Consider the following 19,862-nt stretch of genomic DNA (forward strand, 5'->3'; position numbering starts at 1 on the left):
CTCGAATGATGGAACTATCCGAACAATCGAGTAGTCGAACCGTGGAGTCGGACGGCAGCACCGTCCATTTCCACGATGTCGGAACGGGGCCGCCGCTGGTCATTCAGCAGGCATTCGGACCGCTTCCCGGCACGACGGCCTGGCTGACCTACCATCGGATTCTCGCGGATCTGGCGGTCGATCACCGCTGCATCCTGGTGGACTACCCCAATTTCGGACGCAGTTCGGCCCGCGAATTCCACGAGCCAGTGCACGACCTGTATGTGCGGAACACCCTGGCGGTGCTCGACGAACTCGGGCTCGACGCGGTGTCCGTGCTCGGGGTGTCCACGGGTGGCACGGTCGCCCTGGACATGGCGATGACCGCACCCGACCGGGTCTCGCGACTGATCGTGGGTGGCTGCAGCGCGTCCACCGGCGGTGACCCCTATCTGCTCGCCCCCGCGCCCAGCGAAGTGGGGCGGTTGTTCGACGAATGTCAGTCGCGCCCAGCCGATCTCGATCGGATCGCCCGGTTGCTGAAGGCCATCGTGTTCGACCCGGAACTGATCGACGACGACCTGGTCGAGCGACTGTACGCCTGGCGGCTACGCGAGCCCGAGCACGCCGAGGCATGGTCGCGATCCACCATCGTGGCGCGCAGCAATCTGGCTGCCCTCGCGCGGATCACCGTGCCGACGCTGATCGTGCACGGTCGATCGGACCGAATGGTGCCGTTGGAGGGTGCCTTGATGCTGCTGGGCTACTTGCCGAGCGCAGATCTCGTCGTCTTGAACAACTGCGGGCACTGGCCACCGTTCGAGCGGCCGCACCAGTTCGTGACCGCCGTGCGGGCCTTTCTCGCGGCCTGACCGCCTGTGCGACCAGTCCCCGCGTTCCGGCAGATGGATCGGTGGCGTTGTCGCGACCGGCCCCCTGACCCCAAGCTGCACAACCAGATCGACATCGGAACTGGTTCCGATCGACTCATCCCGGAAGGCAACACGCCACTATGACTGAAGTTGTCGGGCTCGGCTACCTGGGCCTCAACGCAACGGACCTGGACGCCTGGCGCTCGTACGGCACCGGCGTGCTCGGCCTGCAAGACGTCTCCGCCGACGATCAGACCGTCCTGCTCCGTGCCGACGAGCGTGGCTGGAGATTCGCGATCCACCAGGGCGAGGTCGGCGAGGTGGCTTACGTCGGCTGGGAGGTCGCCAACAGCGCGCAGCTCGACGCGCTCGGTCGTCGATTGGCCGCCGCGGGAGTGGCGGTGATCCACGATCCCGACTGCGCCGCGGCTCGTGGCGTCGAAGGACTACTGCGCTGCACCGACTCCGACGGACACCGTCTCGAGTTCTTCTACGGCGCCCTTGTCCCGAAGGACCCCTTTGTCTCGCCGCGCGGAATCCGGTTCGTCACCGGCGATCTCGGCCTTGGCCACGTCTTCTTCTTTGTCACCGACCTGGCGCAGGCCAAGCGGTTCTACCTCGATGTGCTCGGGTTCCGGCTCAGCGACACCATCGAGTTCACCGGGCGCAAGGTGCACTTCCTGCATGTCAATCCCCGCCACCACAGCCTGGCCTTCGTGGAGAACGACAAGTACGCGCCCGCCCTCGGTCACTTCATGCTCGAAGTGACCGACATCGACGACGTCGGACGCACCCTCGACGAGGTCGACGCGCGCGGGGTGCCGCTGACCGAGACCCTGGGCCGCCATACCAACGATCTGGCGATCTCGTTCTTCATGAAGAACCCCTCCGGATCCGAGGTCGAGTACGGCTACGACGGTCGGCTCGTCGACGACGCGACCTGGCGGGTGTCGAACTACGACTCGACCAGCCTGTGGGGTCATCACCGTGATTGACGAACGGCGTCCGACCGCGTGCGAGAGGCACCCCGAGATGATCGAGACAGCGAAATGACCGAAACCTACGTCGTGGTGGGTGCGAGTTTGGCCGGCGCCCGTGCGGCCGAGACATTGCGTGCCGAGGGGTTCGACGGCCGCGTCGTCCTTATCGGCGCCGAGCACCACCTGCCCTATGACCGTCCGCCGCTGTCGAAGGAAGTGGTGCTGGGACACAAAGAGCCGGCGGAGACGTTGATCCATCCGGCCCGGTTCTACTCCGACAACAACATCGAGCTGCTGCTGGGCTACCGGGCGACTCGCATCGACACCCACGGCCGCCGGGTGGAGTTCAAGGGCGGGGTGTCGCTGGCGGCCGACAAGGTGCTGCTGTGCACGGGAACCTCGCCGCGACGACCCGATATCGCGGGGCTCGACCTGGACGGCGTGTATTTCCTGCGGACGGTGGACGACTCGGTGGCCATTCGCGACCGCCTGCGTGCGGGCAGTTCAGTCGTCATCGTCGGCGGGGGACTGATCGGAATGGAGCTTGCGGCGGCGGCGGTGGCGGCGGGCAGCGAGGTCACGGTTCTCGAGCGCGACTCCGGCCTTCTGCGCCGAGCCCTCGGCGCACCGATCGGAGATCGCTTGGCGCAGTGGCATTCCGGGCGAGGGGTGCGCATCAGGACGAACGCGGAGGTCGCCCGCATCGAAGGTGACAGTCATGTCCGCCGGGTACACACCACGGATGGGTTCGTCGCCGACGCCGATCTGGTGATCATCGGGATCGGGGTCGTTCCGGCGATCGATGTGGTCGCCGACGGCACGTTCGAGATCGACAACGGCATCGTCGTCGACGAGTTCTGCGAAACCTCGGTGCCCGGGGTGTACGCCGCCGGGGACGTCGCCAATCAACCCGACCGGATCGCCGGCGAACGGGTTCGGCTCGAGCACTGGCAGAACGCGCAGAACCAGGGCATCGCCGCGGCCCGCGCGATGGTGGGTCGCGGCGAACCGTATCGCGAAGTGCCGTGGTTCTGGTCCGATCAGGGCGAGACCAGCATTTCGGGCGCGGGTCATCGGCGCGCGACCGACCAGCTCGTCTGGCGCGGGGACCCGGAGTCGCTGGACTTCACCGTGTTCCATCTGCACCGGAGAGTGCTCGTCGGCGTTGTGGGGGTCAATCGACGACGTGAGGTCCGCATGGCGATGAACCTCATCGAAAGAAAAGTGTGCCCGGATCCGGCGTTGCTGTCCGATCCGGCAGTCGACATCCGCCACATCGGCGACGGTCCGCGACCCGCGGCGTAGAACAGGAGGACGAAATGACAGTGACGGAGAAGTCGGAGAACCTGGTCCGGGTGTGCGCGGTCGAGGAACTGGCCCCGGGGAATGTGACCCGGGTGAATCTGCAGCCGCCCATCGCGGTGTACAACATCGAAGGCGAGTTTTATGCGACCGCCGATTGGTGCTCGCACGACAAGTCTTCGCTCGCCGACGAGGGATTCATCGAGAACGGCGAAATCGAATGCGGGTGGCATTTCGCCAAGTTCTGCATCAAGACCGGTGCGGTCACCGCGCCGCCCGCGGCGGCGCCGCTGACGAAGTACGAGGTCCAGGTGGTCGATGGGGCCGTATACGTTCTGGTAGAGGGCTGAATCCGCGTTCCGCCGCCCAGAACGAGCCCATCGACTACGCCTCCGTGTGCTGATTAGCTTGCAGCGCAGACGATACCGATCAGATGAATCGGATGAAAGAAGGGAGATAATCATGGCTATCGACGCCGATTATCTGCATTCGCTGGTGGACTGGAAACAGGGCAGAATCGGGCCCGAGATATTCGTCAGCGACGAGATCTACAAACTGGAACAGGAACGAATCTTCGGACGTTCCTGGCTGTTCCTCGCCCACGACAGCATGATTCCGAATCCGCACGACTTCTACGCCACCTACATGGGTAGCGACCCGGTGCTGGTCGTGCGGCAGCCCGACGGCGGCATCAAGGCGTTCCTGAACGTCTGTCGGCATCGGGGTATGCGAGTGTGCCGGGCGGAGGAGGGCAACGCCCGCTCGTTCATGTGCACCTATCACGGCTGGACCTACGACAGCGCGGGCAAGCTGGCCGGTGTCCCCAACCTCGAAGACGCGTACTTCAACAAACTCTCCCTCGAGGACAACGGCCTGGTCCAGGTCGCACAGGTGGACAGCTACAAGGGCTTGATCTTCGGCAACTTCGACGCCGCGGCGCCGGGGCTCGACGAATACCTGGGTGATCTGAAGTACTACATCGACGGCTGGGTCGACCACGCCGCCGGTGGCATCGAAGTGCTCCCCGGCGCGATCAAATGGACGATCAACGCGAACTGGAAGCTGGCGGCGGAGCAATTCGCCGGTGACACCTACCATGCCACGACGAGTCACCTGTCGTCGCTGCTGGCGTTCGGTCCCGGGTTCGACGCCAAGGACGGCGCGCACGTCTCCCTGCGCGAAGGACACGGGGAGAGCTTCCTGTTCGAGCGCCACACCCGCTTCGCCGACGATCCGCTCGGGCAATACAACGAGAAGAAGCGTCAGATCGCTCGCGAACGGGTAGGCGATCGCGCCGACATGGTCGCCAACTTCAACGCCTTCCCGAACTTCTCGGGTCTGCCCGGCTCGGCCAACTTCCGGGTCTGGCATCCCAAGGGCCCCAACAAGTTCGAGATCTGGTCGTACACCGTGGTGGAAAAGGACGCGCCGCCGGAGGCCAAGCGAGCCCAGCAGATCTCGGCGTCGTTCACCGAAGGCGCCGCCGGTGTCGTCGAGACCGACGACGGCGAGAACTGGGGCATGATCGGCGGTATCCTCGAACACGGCCATCAGGCACGGAAGATGGCGTGGAACTACGAAATGGGCCTGGGCACCGGCCGGGACCACCCGGAGTTCCCGGGTGAGTACTACGACTCGTTCTTCGGTGAAGCCGGTCAACGCGGCTTCTACCGGCGGTGGCTGGAGTTCATGACCACCGAGGCATGGCCGGCGATTCCCTCGGCAGTCACGGCAACCAATGATGCGAGCGTGGCGCGATGACCGTGGAAGAGATCGTCACCTTCACCGCGGCCGGTGAACAGGAACGGATGCTGCTCCAGTATCGGGTCGAACAGTTCCTCTACCGCGAGGCGCAGTTGCTCGACCACTGGCAGTGGGGCGCATGGCTGGAGTTGTTCGCCGAGGACATCTTGTATTGGATGCCGGTACGCAAGAACCGGCTTCGTCGCCAGCGCGATCAGGACGAAGTGCCCGAAGGCATCGAGGTCGCCCATTTCTACGACAACATCGATTCGTTGCGGATGCGGGTGAACCAGATGCATTCCGGAACGCACTGGGCTGAGGATCCGCCGTCGCGGTGCCGGCATCTGATCTCGAACGTGATCGTCACCCCTCGTACCGGACACGACGCCGCCGCCGAATCGGCTGAGTACGACGTGTCGTCGAATTTTCTGCTCTATCGCAACCGTCTCGAATCCGAAACCGATATCTGGGCAGGCGAACGGCGCGATCTGCTCCGCGTCACGCGCAGCGGTTTCGAGATCGCGAAGCGAACCATCCTGCTGGATCAGAACGTCGTGCAGTCGAAGAACCTGAGTGTGCTGTTCTAGCTGATCTCTCCGCGCGCGACTCGTCGCGAACCAACCCACCGCGGCCTCCCGGCCCGAAGGAGATGAATTGTCATGGTAGTAACCGATATCGGTGGTTCCACCGACCTGGAGCTGCATGAGACGCTCGTCGCGCGCGCGCGAGCCATTGCACCGCAGATCCGGGAGCGCGCGGCGATCACGGAGGCGTTGCGCGCGGTTCCGCGCGACTCGATCGACGAGATCGTGGCCGCGGGGCTGGGTGGTCGAATTCTCGCGCCGCGCAAGTACGGCGGTGACGAACTCTCGCTCGACACCATGTACGAGGTGTCGGTGGAGCTCGGCCGGGCGTGTGCGTCTACGGCGTGGTGCGCCGCGCTGCTTCCGCACGACGCTCACATGGTCGGCTTCTTCCCGGCACCGGCGCAGGAGGCGGTCTGGGCCGAGGGGCCGGACACGAACGTCGCCGCCTCGCTGGCCCCAGCAGCGACAGTGGACAAGGTCGACGGTGGCTATCGGCTGACCGGCAGGCACGGATTCGCCAGCGGCGTCGATCACGCCTCCTGGGTGATCGTCAGCGGCCTGATCAAGGAAGGCGGGCGGCCCGCGAATCACCACTTCCTCGTCGCGCCGGGTGACTACTCGATCGAGGACGACTGGTACGCCGCCGGCATGCGCGGAACCGGCAGCAAGACGATCGTCGTCGAGGACATCTTCGTGCCCGAGGACTTCGTGCTGCCTGCGGCCGCACTGGTGGCGGGGGAGGGCCCGGGTAGCGTCTCGAATCCGGGCCCGCTCTATCGACAGCCCCTCGCACTGCACGCCGGGCTGACCTTCCTCGGCCCAATGGTGGGGACGGCGCTGGACGCCAACGACCACTTCCTCGAGTGGGCGCGCGGGCGAGCGCTGACCGCGGGTTCGGAGGTAGTCCAGGAGGCTGTCGCCAGGACGGCGGCCGATCTCGCGTCGGCCCAGTCGACGATCCGGCGAATCCTGCAGGTGGCGAGGACATCCGAGCGCCTCGAGATCGCCGATCGTGCCGAAATCCTGCGGGACTACAACCGGGTGGCCGAGCTGCTCGTGGGTTCGGTCGATCGGCTGTTCGCGCTCAGCGGCACCTCCGGGTTCAAGGAGTCGAGCCCGATGCAGCAGCGGTGGCGCGATATCCACATGATGGCCAGTCATGTCTCGTTCACCCGCGCCAACCTCCAGCACTACGGCCGCATCGTGCTCGGCCTCGAACGCGACCCGAAGCTCGTCGTGTTCTGAGGCCCGCCATGCCGGCACTTCACCAAATCCCCCTTAATCAAGGCCTCAGGAAAGAAGAAGATCCATGGCCGCTGTGAGTCAGCTCAGCTACGTCGTCGGGACATCCAGTGATGTGCCGGGGTGGAAGAAGTACGCGACGGAAGTCCTAGGGCTGGAGGTCTCGCGCGACAGCGAAGACAACCTGCTCTACGTTCGTGCCGACGACCGTCACCACCGCATCGGTGTTCGCGCCGGTCACGACGACGATGTCGCGTATGTCGGATGGGATGTCCCGTCGAAAGCCGCACTCGAGTCCGCTGCCGCTCAGCTCGATGCCGCAGGCATCGCGGTGACCACCGGCACGCCCGAAGAAGCAGCCGATCGACGAGTCATGGAATTCGTCCACTTCGTGTGCCCGTACTCGGGAGTCCGCATGGAGCTCGTCCTCGGACACGAGAAGGTATTCCTGCCCAAGTTCCGGCCCGCCCGCGACCTGGCCGGGTTCAACATGGGCGAGGCGGGAATGGGCCACGTCGTGCTCTATGCCGAGGACATCCTCGGCGCGGCCGAATTCTATTCTCGAGTACTGGGTTTCGGTGTGAGCGACTTCGCCCATATTCCGAAGGTGGGGCCGTTCGCGGTCTTTCTGCACTGCAATGCCCGCCATCACTCGCTGGCGTTCATGCACATCCCCGGGGCGCCACGAAAAATTCAGCATGTCATGTTCGAGACCGTCACCATGGACGACGTCGGCCACAGCTATGACCTGTGTCTGGATCGGGGCATCACCTCGACCTCGACCGGGCGGCACCACAACGATCATGTCTTCTCGTTCTACTTTCAGAATCCTTCCGGGTGGCATTTCGAGTACGGTTGGGGGCCGCGGACCGTCGATCCCGAGACCTGGACCGCCGAAAACTACTTGCTGGGGCCGGGTTTCGCGTGGGGGCACGACGGCCTCATGAAGATGGTCTGAGGAGTCGGCAGTGCAGCCATTCATCGTCGGTCTCGGCGGAACCGTGCGAGCGCAGTCGTCGACAGAGTCGGCCTTGCGTATCGCGCTGGATGCCGCGAAGGACAACGGCGCGCGGACCGAACTCTTCGGTGGCAGTGCGCTCGCGCGTCTGCCGATGTACGACCCGGACAGTCCGAAAGTCGAAGAGGCGCAGCGGCTGGTCGACGCGCTCCGGCGCGCGGACGGGGTGATCATCGCCTCGCCGGGATACCACGGCTCCGTCTCGGGCCTGGTCAAGAACGCGCTGGACTACGTCGAAGACCTTCGTGAGGACGACAATCCGTACCTGTCGGGCCGTGCGGTCGGCTGTGTCACGACGGCGTACGGCTGGCAGGCGGCGGTGACCACGCTGCAGACGCTGCGCAGCATCGTCCACGCATTGCGTGGGTGGCCGACACCGCTGGGTGCGGCGATCAATTCGGCGTCGACCCGCGTCGCGTACGGGCAGCAGACCGATGAACAGGTCGCCTTTCAGCTCACCACAGTGGGGCGAGAAGTCTGTGCCGCGCGGGATACCGCGCGCACGCCGTAACCCACAATCCAGCGGTCGTGCCCCGGGCACAGCATCCTCGCAGTACAGAGTCGCCCTGGTCCTCGCAAGTCGAGGGCCAGGGCGATTCGCGTCCACGCGGGCAGGCCTACGCGTCTTCGAAGATGGCGAAATGCTTTCCGGCGGTGAGCCCGCCGTCGACAGCCAATACCGCCCCGGTGATATAGCTCGCCGCGTCGGAGGCGAGGAAGACCGCGGGTCGAGCGATTTCCGCCGGCTCGGCGAAGCGCTTCATCGGGCACAATCCGTCGATCATGGAGTCGTGACCGGGTACCCGGTCAAGGTACTCCCGGATGCGGGGAGTCATGGTGCTCCCTGGGCAGATCGCATTGACCCGGATGCTGTCCGCGGCGTAGTCCATCGCCATGTTCTTGGTCAGGAGCAGTACTCCGCCCTTGGCAGCGCTATAGGCGGCGCACCGATTCTCGGCGAGCAGGCCCGCGGTGGACGAGACATTGACGATGCTCCCGCCGCCGGCTCGGCGAAGCTCGGGAATCACCGCCTTCGAGCAGCGATACACGGAGGTCAGGTTGATATCGATCATTCGGTACCAATCCGTGTCGTCCATCTCGTCGACGCGCCTGGGCAAGCTGGCGCCCGCCACATTGAACAGCGCGTCGACCCGACCGTAACTGTCGAGCGCGGCCGCCACGGCCTGCGACATCGCGTCCGGAGCGGTGACGTCAACAGTCGCCCATACAGATTCGCCGCGAGCCTGTCGGATCGACCGGGCTGTGGCTTCGGCCGAGTCGGCGTGCAGGTCCGCGGCGACGACGATGCCGCCTTGCGCTGCCCATTCCAGCGCGATCGCCCGCCCGATGCCCGCGCCGGCGGCGGTAACAATCGCTGTTCGTCCGGACAATGGCAATTCCGGAATAGAAGTCAACATGTCAACTCGGCCTTTCCATCATGTGGCACAATAATTTTCGGGTTTCAGGGGTTGACCCGGAGTGGATGAAATCATAGTATTTCCGACAACGGCAATGGAATTGTTCTGAGCGCCGGAATCATCGTGACGGATCGGCTGTGGCCCGCTGAGCGCACCGGCGACCGTCGGAATAATAGATGCGGAGGCAACTCGCATGGTGAATGCCACCGACAGGGATACTGCGACCGAGTACGAGCAGGTTCGTGCTTCGATCGCTGCCCGGTTCACCAACCCCCTCGATCTACCCAAAGAGATATTCTCGGATACTTCGGTGTATCGAGAGGAGCTGGACCGGATTTTCTACGGTCCGTACTGGCACCCGGTCGCGCATCGCGCGGAATTGGGCGAGGTGAACAGCTTCAAGACAACATGGCTCGGCGAAGTCCCGATCCTCGTCAGTCGAGGGGCCGACGACCGGATCCGCGCCTTTGTGAACACGTGCACACACCGTGGAACACTACTCGAGCAGCGCGCGGTCGGGGTTGCGGAAGAGTTTCAGTGCCCATACCATCGCTGGCTGTTCAACAGTGGTGGCGAGTTCTGCGGGGCGCCGGGGGAGCGGGAGTTCCGTTCCGATTTCGATCGGAAGGATTACGCGCTCCCCGAGCTGAGAGTTTCCGAGATCGCCGGTTTGATATTCGTCACCAGGCACCCGGACACTCCACTGCTGGAGGCCTTCCTGGGTGAGTGCGCCGACCCGGTGCGTGACTGCTTGCTCGACGACGGCGAGCTCACGCTGCTCGGCTACCAGAAGGTCGTCTACAAGACCAACTGGAAGACCTACTTCGACAACGACTTCTACCATGCGCCGCTGTTGCACACGGGATTTCGAATTCTCGGCTGGCAGGGCGGCAAAGGCGATGTTCGGATCACCCAGCCTACCGGTCACTTCTCGGTGGGCTACCAAAGTACGCCGTACGTCGACAACGGATATCTGGCGGATCCGAGCGTCGTCCAATTCCGCGGAACAGATGACCGCGCACGGGTGGTGGCGCTACGCCCGGTCACGGTGCTCACCAAGCACGTCGACACCATCAATATCCGATTCGCGCGTCCGCGCGGTGTCGACCGCACGGAGGTCAGCTACGCGTTCTTCGGACACGTCAGCGACACCGACGAGTACCGCGCGCACCGTGTCCGTCAAGCATCGAACCTGTTGGGCCCCAGTGGATTCATCACCATCGAGGACGCCGCCGTGTTCAACCGCCAGCAGATGACCGCCACCGACGGCACCCTGGCGCGGTTCGTCAAGGGCGTCGACGGATGTCCAGAAGACGCCACTCAGAACGACGAGATCGGCAACACCGTCGGCTGGGCCAACTACCGGAAGGTGATGGGTTTTGATCACTGAGACTGCCACCGATATGCGCGCTGTCGACGACCTGCTCGGCCGATACGCCGAAGTCCTCGACGACCAGGACTGGCAACGGTGGCCCGACCTGTTCGCCGACGAATGCTCCTACACCGTGCACACTCTCGACAACCTCGCGCTCGGACTGCCGTTGGCCTACATGTACGACGACAATCGCGCCCGGGTGCTGGACCGCATCAAGTTCATCACCGAGGTGTGGGCGGGAACCATCGAGCCTTATCGAACTCGGCACGTTACGCAACGAACGCGAGCATTGCCCGCTGGCGACGGCCGATGGAACATCCGCTCGAACTTCCAGGTGAGTTACTCCGAGAACGACGTGCTGTCCGGGATGTTGGCCACCGGGTACTACGAGGACGTCGTCGAGATCTCTGACGACAGAGCTCGGTTCGTCAGTCGCGCGGTGCGTCTGGACAGCATGCCGGCGCGGTATCTGGTGTATCCGCTGTAAGGGAGGCGGCGCGGTGAGCATTCCGGACCAAGGCGGCCCCACTCGAACAACCCGGGTATTGCGGATCTGCGCGTTCGTTGAGCGGGAGCGGTTCTCTCGAGCTCAGGCGGGAGTTGTGGTCGCACGAGGAGCCCGGATCCGCATCGACACGCGCACTCTTCTGGCGCGAGTCACGCGGGCCGCACCTCTCGGCGTTCAGGGATTCTGGTTGTCTCGGGTGGACCTGGCGTCCCGCCACCGCGACGAGCACACCGGACAAGCCGGGGACTTCGCGGCGGATTCCACGCCCAGTGCCGCCGAACCGTCCCATGCGCGGAGGAGGACCGCATTGTTGTCGTTCTGACTCCCCTGTGAACGAAATCGGGTAGTTCCCTGATGACCACGCCAGCACCCTTCGATCCCGAACCCATGGGCCATGACCGTAACGATGCCCATGGACCCATCCACTTCGACGTCGCGGCGACGACGTTGTTGATGGTCACCGAGCACTGCTGTATCGAGCGCTGCTATCTGCGGGAAACCCGAGCGATGGCAATGGGCTACCCACTGGGCATGCCGAGTGGGGGCCCGCGATAATGGTGACCGTCATCGGGATCTCACTCGCGCAGCTGGCGATCTTCTTCACCACCGCTTGGATGTTGAGCATCGCGAAGCAGACATCCGTCCGCCATCGCATCGCGCGCTTCTATCGCCGCTGGGTGGTCATCTTGCTCGAGGCCGCAGATAGGCCGAACGACCCAGACACCTGCCCAGCTGATCGCCACCTCAGCACATGATCGGACTGGCGTTGGGCCGGCGCACGGGCACTGAGATCACCTGGGTCTTCGATCAGGCGGTCAAGGCTCACCAGAAGCGGGTGGATGCGGGGCGTCCGGCCCGTGGGACCTGGCCGGGCTATGTGAGAGCGTGGTTGTGTGGCGGCCGCTGGTGCTCGGGCCACAATCGTGCGAGCACCTACCGGGGCGTGGCGCGTAGGGGCCTCTGACGCGGAGACAGCGCGCCAGTGTCGCGGGCAGCTCCGACTCGCTGCGATCGTTGGGTCGGTCGGAGTGTGAATGCCCGGATCCACGCCGAGCTCACACAGGTGACATCCCCGAGATTCGGTCGATGCGCCGCGTCGCGCAGTCGGCGCATCCCGGTCCGAGGTCGACATGTCAGCTCGGAGCCTTCGACCGGACCTTTGGCTCCTTGCCTCGGTCATCCTCACTACTGCCAGGCGGGGCTGCGGTGAGGGTGACAGGACGCCGTCGACAGGTTCGAGTTGGGAGTGGCGGGGCCGTTCGGTCGGCTAGGCCACGGCTTTGTTGTAGGCCTCGACGACTTCGGCGGCGATGCGGCCGCGTGCGGAGACTTTGTGGCCGTTCTTGGCTGCCCAAGCTCGGATCGCGGTGAGGTCGTTGCGGTTTCGGGTGGGTGTGGCCGGTGCAGGAGTGTTGCGGCTGGTCGATTTGGCTGTGCGGCCGGTTTTGCGTGCGTGCCCGACCCACTGGGCCAGGTTGTCGCGGAGCTTGGTGGCGTTGCTGTCGGAGAGGTCGATTTCGTAGAGGGCGCCATCGATGCCGAAGGTGACTGTCTCGCTAGCGGGGGTGGTGCCGTCGATGTCGTCGACGATATTGACTACCACTTTGCGTGCCATGCGGGTGTTCCTGTCTGATCGATGAATTGGCCGACACTGCCGCCCGGATCTAGGAGGCTGCATGAATGACTATCTCACGCCCGGACTTTGCGCGGAGACCGCGGTTTCGGCGATCGACGTACGACGGAGTGCGTGGGTCGAAATCCAGCTGCGGAGCTACGTCGGGAGACAGAGCTGCGCTGTTTGCGGTTAGGCGACCGTCTCGGTGACGGCTCGAAGCGAACTACGCGCCGCGATTTGGTGATTTGTGAGTCCGCCTGGTTCGGAAGATCCGAGGGGGTCGTGATCCAATATGCCCCAGCACCAGGGCGAATTCGAGGTGAATGTGGAGACTCGACTGACAGGTCGTCGAGGGGCACCGTGGACTGGTCCGCACCTGCGATGGCACAGCCGACGTCGAACGTACGGGAGAGCGGCCCGGCTTTTGTGGCGGTAGCTCAGCGCGAGCTCCCACGGCCTGCCGGTGCGCCTATTCCGTATATCACTTCCTCAAGCATGACGGGAACCCGTACTGGCACCACGTCGATGGCAGGGAACCGGGTCTACACCGGTCTCGCAGACGTGGGTCCACGAGCCCCGCTACGACCAACATGTCGGCGAGGACGCGCGACAGGTCAAGGTAGGTCCCAGTCCAACACGCCGTCCTCGACAATCGGAATCCAGCCACGACATGGCCGCTGCCCCTCCAGTGACGACACGACGTCGTCGAGCGCAGAGCGCAACGACGGCCACAGCCGAACGCATTGATCGGCGGCGTCGCCCGCGAAATGTCCCACGCCACCGTGGTGGCGGCCGTGGCGGGTGTCGAGGAACAACAACTCACCCGATCCGTTCTCGGCGAACGGAATGTAGGCGCTGATGTAATGAAAAGTCGTCGTCCCGGCCGGTTCTGCCGCCAGGTAGCCGAACTCCTCACTCCAGCTCGCCCAGGTTCTCGTCATCGATTCCCACCAAGAGGCAACCCGGTCGATCGGCAGCGGAACGAACCCGGGAACCACCTGCACCACCGGTTTGTGGTCGGGACTGCCGTTGTGCAGACCGAACCAACAGTGCAGCGCCGCGGGCCACTGCCGGCTGGTGCGGGCTTGAGCTACAGCGAGCTGTTCGGGCGTAGCCGGCGGGGTGATCGCCGCCGCCGTTTTCGGGGCGTGCCGCTCACACCAACCCGCAACCGGCCCATCCCTGTTCGATACTCACCCGTGTCACTCCCGCGCCGCGGCCTTGTGTGAGTTGTCCGTACCGGCGTGACGTTCCCAGTGGAGTGAGGGATTTCGGCGAGTACGAAAAGCTGCGTGCCTATGGCGGTGACATGGGTGTGCAGGCGCCTCACTTGTTCCAGTGTCACCAGACCGCCGCGGACTCGAGTGTGCGGCGGATGTGTGCCGGGTGGGTGGGTGGTCATGGTGGTGGTGAGTTGTTGGCGTTGCGCCTGGCGCTGATTCAGGCGCGGATCAGCCTGCACACGTTCGATCAGGCGCAGGGCTACGAGTCGCCGGTGGCGTTGTTCGCCTCACGTGGGGAGGCTGCCGAGCATGGCCAGCGCGACATCGACGAGCCCGGGCTGGACGCTGTGTTGGCGATCCGGAAGGTTGCTCGAACGCGTAGTGACCTGAGCATGGCCGATTCTGATAGCTCGGACGCATGAAAATAGTCGGCGACTGGTAGCTGAGTCGGTTCGTTGACTCAAGTGGCACGTCCCCAGTAGCTGAGTCCACCCTGATCTAGAGTCCTGTGGCCCGGTATCGGGCCGGAAGGATTATGAAACACAGGGCTGGCCGGAATAAGCATTCCGCTGAGGACGTCGTGCGCAAGCTGCGCCGCGCGGACGAGCTCGCTGCCGCGGGCAAGACCAACGACGAGCTCGCTGCCGACCTCGAGGTGTCGACCGCGACGTAGTACGACTGGCGCCGCTCCTACGGCGGCATGGACGTCGACGCCGCGAAGGAGCTGCGGGAGTTGCGTGAACAGAACAGCCGACTCAAGCGGCTGCTCGCCGACGCCGAACTCGAGAAGGACGCCCGCCGTGCCTGGGCGGCGCTGCGGTTCGACGAGCACCGCGAGGTGAACAAGAAGAAGGTGCATCGCGAGTGGAGAAGGAGGAAGGCCTGCAGCGGCGGGTCCACAGCGCCCGCAAACCGGGCCGGCCTCTCGTCGTGCCCAACGGTCGAGGCCGATTGCCCCGAAGGTGGTGTGGGCACTGGACTTCCAGTTCGATTCCACCATCGACGGCAAGTCGGTGAAGATCGCATCGATGCTCGACGAGCACACCCGCGAATCGCTGCTGAACATCGTCGAGCGGTCGATCACCGCCGAGCGGCTCACCCGCGAGTTGGAGGCTTGTTTCGTCGCGGCGGGCGGTCCACCGATGGTGCTGCGGATGGACAACGGGCCGGAGTTCATTTCCCAAGCATTGCAATCGTTTTGCGCCGGTCGGGTTGGGTTGTCGTACATCCCTCCGGGGACGTCGTGGAACAACGCCTACATCGAGTCGTTCAACAACCGCCTGCGGCGGGAGTGCCTCGATCGCAACCACTGGACGAACCTGCTCGAGGCCCGTGTCGTCATCGGTGACTTCAAGCACGAGCACAACACGCGCCATCGTCACTCGGGCCTGGGCTACCTGACCCCGGTCGAGTGCGCTGCCCGATGCAGCTACCGACACCATCCCGTGGCATGCGAGATCGACTGAGATCGGTACCAATCACACCTGGCTCTGGATCCGGGTGGATCGACTATCGGGGACCTGCCACTCAGTCGAATATGAGACTTCCAATCAAGCCCACACGCGGCCTGAACCTCTACGCCCCGCTAGACATCTGGAATTCTGCAGTCCCGCCCGTGATAGAGGAGTCAGCGTCTCACGCGGGACCTGCCACTCTCCGACACTGTTCCAACATCCAGAACACTTCACTTGGCACCTCTTCACTCAGGCCGTATTTTACTTGAAATCGCGCTCGGCACACCGTGCGGAGATGTCGCGTGTTCGACAAGTCGACCACACCGAATCCGGCTGACGAATTCAGACATCACACGCAACCGCGGAGTGGAACCTGTTGCACACAACTTCTATGAAGGAGCAATCTATGCACGATCAGGTGCTCGACGGCATTCATGAGCTGCTCCCGACCCTGCGGGCTCGAGCCCAGGAAGCCGAGGACAATCGCAGGGTCCCCGACGACTCGATCAAGGAGATCCGCGAGACCGGCTTCTTCCGAATGCTTCAGCCTAGCCGCTACGGCGGAATGGAGTCGGGCCTCGTTCCCTTCTACTCGGCAGTCAAGCTGATTGCGAGTGCGTGCGGTTCTACTGGGTGGATTAGTTCTGTTCTTGGTGCCCACACCTGGCATCTAGCCAACTTTCCCGAGCAGGCCCAGGACGATTTCTGGGCGAAGAATCCCGATGCCCTGCTCTCCTCCGCCTACCCCCCGATGGGCCGTGCGACCGCCGTGAAAGGTGGCTATCTACTCAGCGGAACGTGGGGCTTCTCCTCCGGATCAGCCTACTCAGCGGGCGCCATTCTAGGTGCGCTGATTCTAGGCGAGGATGGGAAGCCAATCGACAACGTAGCGATGGCGGTGCCGGCCGACGAGTACATCATCGAGGACGTCTGGCACACTGTCGGCCTGCGCGGCACTGGCAGCAACAACATCATCGTCGACAATGTGTTCGTGCCCGAACACCGGGTGTTGAGCTCTGCAGACTCCTTCCGATGTGTATGCCCTGGTCAATCCATCAACTCGAATCCTCTATACCGCGTTCCGCTGTACTCTCTTATGAGCTCCACCATCGCAGCACCGTTGATCGGTATGGCGACCGGAGCCTACGACGCGCACGTGACACACCAGAAGGAGCGAGTCCGAACCTACGGCGGCACGAAGGCCAAGGACGATCCATTCACCAAAGTCAGGGTGGCGCAGGCTGCCAGTGAAATCGACGCCGCCTGGCTACAGTTGACAACCAACATCTCTGAAATCGAGGCAGCCGCGGAGTCCGGGACAGTTACGATGTCGTTGCGTGCCAAAGTGCGTCGCGACCAGGTGCGCGCCTCCGAACGGGCAATCTATGCCATCGATCGTCTCTTCGAGAACTCAGGTGCATCCGCGATCGCAACCGGCACGCCGATCCAGCGCTTCTGGCGGGATGCACATTCTGCCCGCGTCCACGTCGCCAACGACCCAGAAGCAGCGCTCGCAATGTACGGAGACCAGGAGTTCGGGGTCTCGATAGACGGTGGGATGCTCTGATGACACAACCACCCCGAGCGCGGGAGTGCCTACCGCTACCGCCATAGAACCGCCTGTATTCTGCAACGTTTTGGGACTCCTGCGCCGAAATCCCGTCAGCTATCGTTCGAGAACGTCAACCCTGTCGGACCATCTCTGTCCGTCTCTGTGCTGTCCTTGGACTGCCATTGCATCGTCTGTTCTATCCGGCAAAGGTCTCAAGTCATGGGGCGCAATCGAGTGTGCCCGAGCGGTTCAGCGCAAATATGCTCGTCGAGAATCGATGCGAATCAGCTCGACTTGGGAAAGCCCAGACACGGACAAGTCGCAAATCCCACTAGACGTCAACACCCGTCGCTCCCAGTACTCGGCGGACCACGCGCTGGTTCGAACGGCGGCTCCCTCTGCCGAAGCAAATCGAGCAACATGCGATCTGCTCGCGTGAGTGGCGTCCTGCCTCACCTGGGAAATCTGTGCACGTTTCTGATTGCGGGGTACAACGATCAGTTGTTTCGGCGAGCTCTTCGGGTTCGCTTCACAGACCGGCTGGCGTTTCCGCTCATGAGAGCAAGCTCAGAAATCAAACCCATAACTAGCTATTCGTTGGGAGAATCACCAATGTCGCGCATAGACGTACACCAGCACCTGGTCCCGCCCAACTATCGCCGCGTGCTCGATGGACGTGGAATGGCATGGCCGGTACCCGACTGGAGTCCAAGCAGCGCGATCGCAATGATGGATCGGCGCTCCATCTCTACAGGAGTCTTATCGCTAAGCGCGCCCGGCGTTCATTTCGGGAACGATGCCAAGTCCCGCAAACTTGCTCGCGAAGTAAACCATTATCAAGCAGAGTTGGTGAAGGATCGGCCAGATCGATTCGGACACTTTGCCGTATTGCCCCTGCCTGACATCGACGGAGCAATCGCCGAAGCAATCTACGCACTGGACGAGCTGAATGCTGACGGCATCGTTTTACTATCCAATATTAATGGCCGATATCTTGGCGAGGAGGAGTTCGAACCACTATGGGACGAAATCAACTCACGCTCTGCGGTAGTGTTTGTTCATCCCACTGAACCGCCCATCGAGATGCTTCCCGGACTCCCCGGTCCTGTTCTCGACTTCCCATTTGACACCACTCGGACCGCCGTACACATGACCATAAATGGAGTCATGAGCCGGTATGAAAGAATGAAGGTTATTCTCTCGCACGCGGGAGGATTCCTGCCATACGCCGCTTACCGGTTCGCTGAGGTTGCACCGATATTCAATCCGGACACAACTCGGGAGCGCATTCTGACTGATCTGAAGCGGTTCTACTTCGATACAGCAATGTCCTCGACGCCGTCAGCGCTCCCCTCCTTGCTGGCGTTCGCCTCACCAGGTCACGTCCTCTACGGCAGCGACTTCCCTTTTGCTCCGGAGGAATTGGGTGTCGAATTCGATTTCTGGCTCGACACCTACCACGATTGGCGACCTGGCCAACTTGATTCGGTCAATCGCGGAAGCGCTGAAGCCCTATTCTCGAGAATGTGCAATTAGCTTCCGAAGTCAGGGAAAGCCCCGACGTGGCGCGAGAATCTGAGCCGAATCCATCTGCGGTGGACCACCCGAATCCGGGAGCGATCGATTCCGAAGTGATGCCGGTAAGAGTGCCGACATCGATCCAGGCCGATTGAATGAAGACGAACTGCATTCACCATGGCAGAAGGACTTACCTGCGTGGACTCCCAGGGGGGGGGCATCAAAGCGGATTCGAAACCAGGTTCCTACCAGTTGCCGTATCTGGCTATCAACCGGGATCTCATGAGTCGAATCTCGGAGTTGGGATACGGCATCGTATGGGAGATGCGCGTTACCGATTTCGCCGGTACATCGCACGGCAAGGAGTAAGTCCGCCGCAGCTGGCGCAGTGTTCCACTGGGAGAGTTGGCTAGGGGATGTCCCGTAAGCCGTTGAACGGCAACGGGTATCGTGTCGATGGTGGTCTCGGCGTCTGGCCCGGTGATGGTGGAGTTGTTCTCCGGGCTGCGGTCGCGAACGTTCACTCGCTTGACCACCCAGTTGCGGCGTGAGGGCGCTGATCGGCCGTTGCGGGGCCGGCGGTGGGGGTTGTGTTTCGAGGACCGGGTGTTGCTGGTGGCCACCTATTGGCGAACCAATCTCACGATGCGTGAGCCAGCGGCGGTGTTCGGGGTCTCGAAGTCGGCCGCGGCCCGGGTGGTCGATGAGCTGGGACCGGCGTTGGCGCTACGGCCCCGCGCCCGATTCGGCCGTGGTGCGGTGTTGATCGCGGACGGAACTCTGGTCCCGACCCGGGATCACAAGGTGGCCGTTCAGAGCGAGAACTACCGGTACTCGACCAACCATCAGGTCGTGATCGACGCTGACACTGAACTCGTCGTCGCGCTCGGGCGACCGTTGCCGGGCAATCGCAACGACTGCCGGGCCTGGACCGAGTCCGGCGCGGCCGAGGCTTGCCGCAACGCGGTGGTGATCGCTGATGGCGGCTACCAGGGCACCGGGTTGATCATCCCGCACCGCCCGGTCGCCTGGTGTCGAGCTGCCGGAATGGAAACAGGCGCACAACAAGTCCCATCGCAAGGTCCGTGCTCGCGTCGAGCATGCGTTCGCCCGGATGAAGACCTGGAAGATCCTGCGTGACTGCCGTTTGCGCGGTGATGGGGTGAGTGTCGCGATGGCTGGGGTGGCGAGGCTGACCAACTTCGCCCACGCCTGCTGATTCCTTGCCGGTAGACCCGTGTCTGTCACCGAGTCAGGCTTACGGGACAACCCTTAGCGCCCCACAGAAACCCCACAGTTTTGATCGGAATCAATGCAAATTCATGAGAACTGTCGAGCGGGCGACTTCGCGAAAGATGTTGATGCTAGGTAGTATTGGACAGCATCGAGCATGGTTCAGAGAACCGGAACGCTCGCCAGGTGGTCGCAGGTTCAAATCCTGTCAGCCCGACAGGAAAGACCCTCTCTGACCTCGGT

General features: G+C 63.3%; 19 protein-coding genes and 1 pseudogene. 17 read left to right on the forward strand and 3 right to left on the reverse strand.

The window, feature by feature from the left end; genetic code table 11:
* Positions 1–5 precede the first annotated feature (5 nt).
* The 9 genes from IEY60_RS34015 (at position 6) to IEY60_RS34055 (ending at position 8,234) form a co-directional block, all read left to right on the forward strand.
* On the forward strand, positions 6–851 hold the full coding sequence (locus IEY60_RS34015; RefSeq protein WP_229740371.1) for an alpha/beta fold hydrolase: 846 nt from the start codon (positions 6–8) through the stop codon (positions 849–851).
* 140 nt (positions 852–991) lie between these two features.
* Entirely contained in the window at positions 992–1,846 is an 855-nt protein-coding gene (locus IEY60_RS34020; RefSeq protein WP_189034659.1) for a VOC family protein, read from the forward strand.
* Positions 1,847–1,900: 54 nt separating this feature from the next.
* Positions 1,901–3,136 carry an NAD(P)/FAD-dependent oxidoreductase gene (locus IEY60_RS34025; protein ID WP_189034660.1) on the forward strand — a complete coding sequence of 412 codons (1,236 nt, stop codon included), beginning with the start codon at positions 1,901–1,903 and terminating at the stop codon, positions 3,134–3,136.
* Positions 3,137–3,150: 14 nt separating this feature from the next.
* Positions 3,151–3,483, forward strand: coding sequence for a non-heme iron oxygenase ferredoxin subunit (locus IEY60_RS34030; RefSeq protein ID WP_189034661.1), 333 nt, complete (start codon positions 3,151–3,153; stop codon positions 3,481–3,483).
* Between the two features lie 112 nt (positions 3,484–3,595).
* Positions 3,596–4,894, forward strand: coding sequence for an aromatic ring-hydroxylating dioxygenase subunit alpha (locus tag IEY60_RS34035; RefSeq protein WP_189034662.1), 1,299 nt, complete (start codon positions 3,596–3,598; stop codon positions 4,892–4,894).
* The gene (locus tag IEY60_RS34040) at positions 4,891–5,463 is read left to right on the forward strand and encodes an aromatic-ring-hydroxylating dioxygenase subunit beta (protein ID WP_189034663.1); all 573 of its coding nucleotides are present in this window, start codon (positions 4,891–4,893) and stop codon (positions 5,461–5,463) included. The genes IEY60_RS34035 and IEY60_RS34040 overlap by 4 nt, the downstream gene beginning before the upstream one ends.
* A 72-nt stretch (positions 5,464–5,535) precedes the next feature.
* Complete coding sequence (locus IEY60_RS34045; protein ID WP_189034664.1) at positions 5,536–6,708, forward strand: acyl-CoA dehydrogenase family protein; 1,173 nt, start codon at positions 5,536–5,538, stop codon at positions 6,706–6,708.
* A gap of 64 nt (positions 6,709–6,772) precedes the next feature.
* Positions 6,773–7,663, forward strand: coding sequence for a VOC family protein (locus tag IEY60_RS34050; protein ID WP_189034665.1), 891 nt, complete (start codon positions 6,773–6,775; stop codon positions 7,661–7,663).
* 10 nt (positions 7,664–7,673) lie between these two features.
* The gene (locus IEY60_RS34055) at positions 7,674–8,234 is read left to right on the forward strand and encodes an NADPH-dependent FMN reductase (protein WP_189034666.1); all 561 of its coding nucleotides are present in this window, start codon (positions 7,674–7,676) and stop codon (positions 8,232–8,234) included.
* 106 nt (positions 8,235–8,340) lie between these two features.
* Here IEY60_RS34055 and IEY60_RS34060 read toward each other — a convergent pair whose 3' ends face one another.
* On the reverse strand, positions 8,341–9,141 hold the full coding sequence (locus IEY60_RS34060; RefSeq protein ID WP_189034667.1) for an SDR family NAD(P)-dependent oxidoreductase: 801 nt from the start codon (positions 9,139–9,141) through the stop codon (positions 8,341–8,343).
* Positions 9,142–9,334: 193 nt separating this feature from the next.
* On the opposite strand from IEY60_RS34060, the gene IEY60_RS34065 reads away from it, so the two are divergent.
* From IEY60_RS34065 to IEY60_RS34075, 3 genes are all read left to right on the forward strand, one after another.
* A complete protein-coding gene (locus IEY60_RS34065) occupies positions 9,335–10,531 on the forward strand; it encodes an aromatic ring-hydroxylating oxygenase subunit alpha (RefSeq protein ID WP_189034668.1) in 1,197 nt (398 codons plus the stop codon).
* Complete coding sequence (locus IEY60_RS34070) at positions 10,521–11,003, forward strand: aromatic-ring-hydroxylating dioxygenase subunit beta (protein WP_229740372.1); 483 nt, start codon at positions 10,521–10,523, stop codon at positions 11,001–11,003. Before IEY60_RS34065 ends, IEY60_RS34070 begins: the two co-directional genes overlap by 11 nt.
* Before the next feature lie 575 nt (positions 11,004–11,578).
* Positions 11,579–11,779, forward strand: coding sequence for a hypothetical protein (locus IEY60_RS34075; RefSeq protein WP_189034669.1), 201 nt, complete (start codon positions 11,579–11,581; stop codon positions 11,777–11,779).
* A gap of 512 nt (positions 11,780–12,291) precedes the next feature.
* Here IEY60_RS34075 and IEY60_RS34080 read toward each other — a convergent pair.
* Together IEY60_RS34080 and IEY60_RS34085 are read right to left on the reverse strand one after the other, a co-directional pair.
* The gene (locus IEY60_RS34080; RefSeq protein WP_189034670.1) at positions 12,292–12,639 is read right to left on the reverse strand and encodes a histone-like nucleoid-structuring protein Lsr2; all 348 of its coding nucleotides are present in this window, start codon (positions 12,637–12,639) and stop codon (positions 12,292–12,294) included.
* A gap of 614 nt (positions 12,640–13,253) precedes the next feature.
* Positions 13,254–13,766, reverse strand: coding sequence for an SMI1/KNR4 family protein (locus tag IEY60_RS34085; RefSeq protein ID WP_189034688.1), 513 nt, complete (start codon positions 13,764–13,766; stop codon positions 13,254–13,256).
* 62 nt (positions 13,767–13,828) lie between these two features.
* On the opposite strand from IEY60_RS34085, the gene IEY60_RS34090 reads away from it, so the two are divergent.
* The 5 genes and pseudogenes from IEY60_RS34090 to IEY60_RS34110 all read left to right on the forward strand — a co-directional run bounded on the left by IEY60_RS34090 (position 13,829) and on the right by IEY60_RS34110 (position 19,605).
* On the forward strand, positions 13,829–14,284 hold the full coding sequence (locus tag IEY60_RS34090; RefSeq protein ID WP_189034689.1) for a DUF6283 family protein: 456 nt from the start codon (positions 13,829–13,831) through the stop codon (positions 14,282–14,284).
* 543 nt (positions 14,285–14,827) lie between these two features.
* Complete coding sequence (locus IEY60_RS34095; RefSeq protein ID WP_268241507.1) at positions 14,828–15,328, forward strand: integrase core domain-containing protein; 501 nt, start codon at positions 14,828–14,830, stop codon at positions 15,326–15,328.
* A gap of 379 nt (positions 15,329–15,707) precedes the next feature.
* Complete coding sequence (gene hsaA, locus IEY60_RS34100; protein WP_189034672.1) at positions 15,708–16,883, forward strand: 3-hydroxy-9,10-secoandrosta-1,3,5(10)-triene-9,17-dione monooxygenase oxygenase subunit; 1,176 nt, start codon at positions 15,708–15,710, stop codon at positions 16,881–16,883.
* Between the two features lie 597 nt (positions 16,884–17,480).
* Positions 17,481–18,404: an amidohydrolase family protein gene (locus tag IEY60_RS34105; RefSeq protein ID WP_189034690.1), complete on the forward strand. Its 924-nt coding sequence runs from the start codon at positions 17,481–17,483 to the stop codon at positions 18,402–18,404.
* A 438-nt stretch (positions 18,405–18,842) separates the two neighbouring features.
* Positions 18,843–19,605: pseudogene (locus IEY60_RS34110) on the forward strand (transposase).
* The last annotated feature ends 257 nt before the right edge of the window (positions 19,606–19,862 follow it).

Origin of the sequence: Nocardia rhizosphaerihabitans (assembly GCF_014646295.1) — a bacterium.
GTDB lineage: Bacteria > Actinomycetota > Actinomycetes > Mycobacteriales > Mycobacteriaceae > Nocardia > Nocardia rhizosphaerihabitans.

Excerpts from the sequence above, each read along its gene's own strand:
- IEY60_RS34065 (WP_189034668.1), top strand. The coding sequence starts at position 9,335 with ATGGTGAATGCCACCGACAGGGATACTGCGACCGAGTACGAGCAGGTT.
- hsaA (WP_189034672.1), top strand. The coding sequence starts at position 15,708 with ATGAAGGAGCAATCTATGCACGATCAGGTGCTCGACGGCATTCATGAG.
- IEY60_RS34075 (WP_189034669.1), top strand. The coding sequence starts at position 11,579 with ATGGTGACCGTCATCGGGATCTCACTCGCGCAGCTGGCGATCTTCTTC.
- IEY60_RS34030 (WP_189034661.1), top strand. The coding sequence starts at position 3,151 with ATGACAGTGACGGAGAAGTCGGAGAACCTGGTCCGGGTGTGCGCGGTC.
- IEY60_RS34020 (WP_189034659.1), top strand. The coding sequence starts at position 992 with ATGACTGAAGTTGTCGGGCTCGGCTACCTGGGCCTCAACGCAACGGAC.
- IEY60_RS34050 (WP_189034665.1), top strand. The coding sequence starts at position 6,773 with ATGGCCGCTGTGAGTCAGCTCAGCTACGTCGTCGGGACATCCAGTGAT.
- IEY60_RS34105 (WP_189034690.1), top strand. The coding sequence starts at position 17,481 with ATGTCGCGCATAGACGTACACCAGCACCTGGTCCCGCCCAACTATCGC.
- IEY60_RS34040 (WP_189034663.1), top strand. The coding sequence starts at position 4,891 with ATGACCGTGGAAGAGATCGTCACCTTCACCGCGGCCGGTGAACAGGAA.
- IEY60_RS34025 (WP_189034660.1), top strand. The coding sequence starts at position 1,901 with ATGACCGAAACCTACGTCGTGGTGGGTGCGAGTTTGGCCGGCGCCCGT.
- IEY60_RS34060 (WP_189034667.1), bottom strand. The coding sequence starts at position 9,141 with ATGTTGACTTCTATTCCGGAATTGCCATTGTCCGGACGAACAGCGATT.
- IEY60_RS34015 (WP_229740371.1), top strand. The coding sequence starts at position 6 with ATGATGGAACTATCCGAACAATCGAGTAGTCGAACCGTGGAGTCGGAC.
- IEY60_RS34035 (WP_189034662.1), top strand. The coding sequence starts at position 3,596 with ATGGCTATCGACGCCGATTATCTGCATTCGCTGGTGGACTGGAAACAG.
- IEY60_RS34080 (WP_189034670.1), bottom strand. The coding sequence starts at position 12,639 with ATGGCACGCAAAGTGGTAGTCAATATCGTCGACGACATCGACGGCACC.
- IEY60_RS34045 (WP_189034664.1), top strand. The coding sequence starts at position 5,536 with ATGGTAGTAACCGATATCGGTGGTTCCACCGACCTGGAGCTGCATGAG.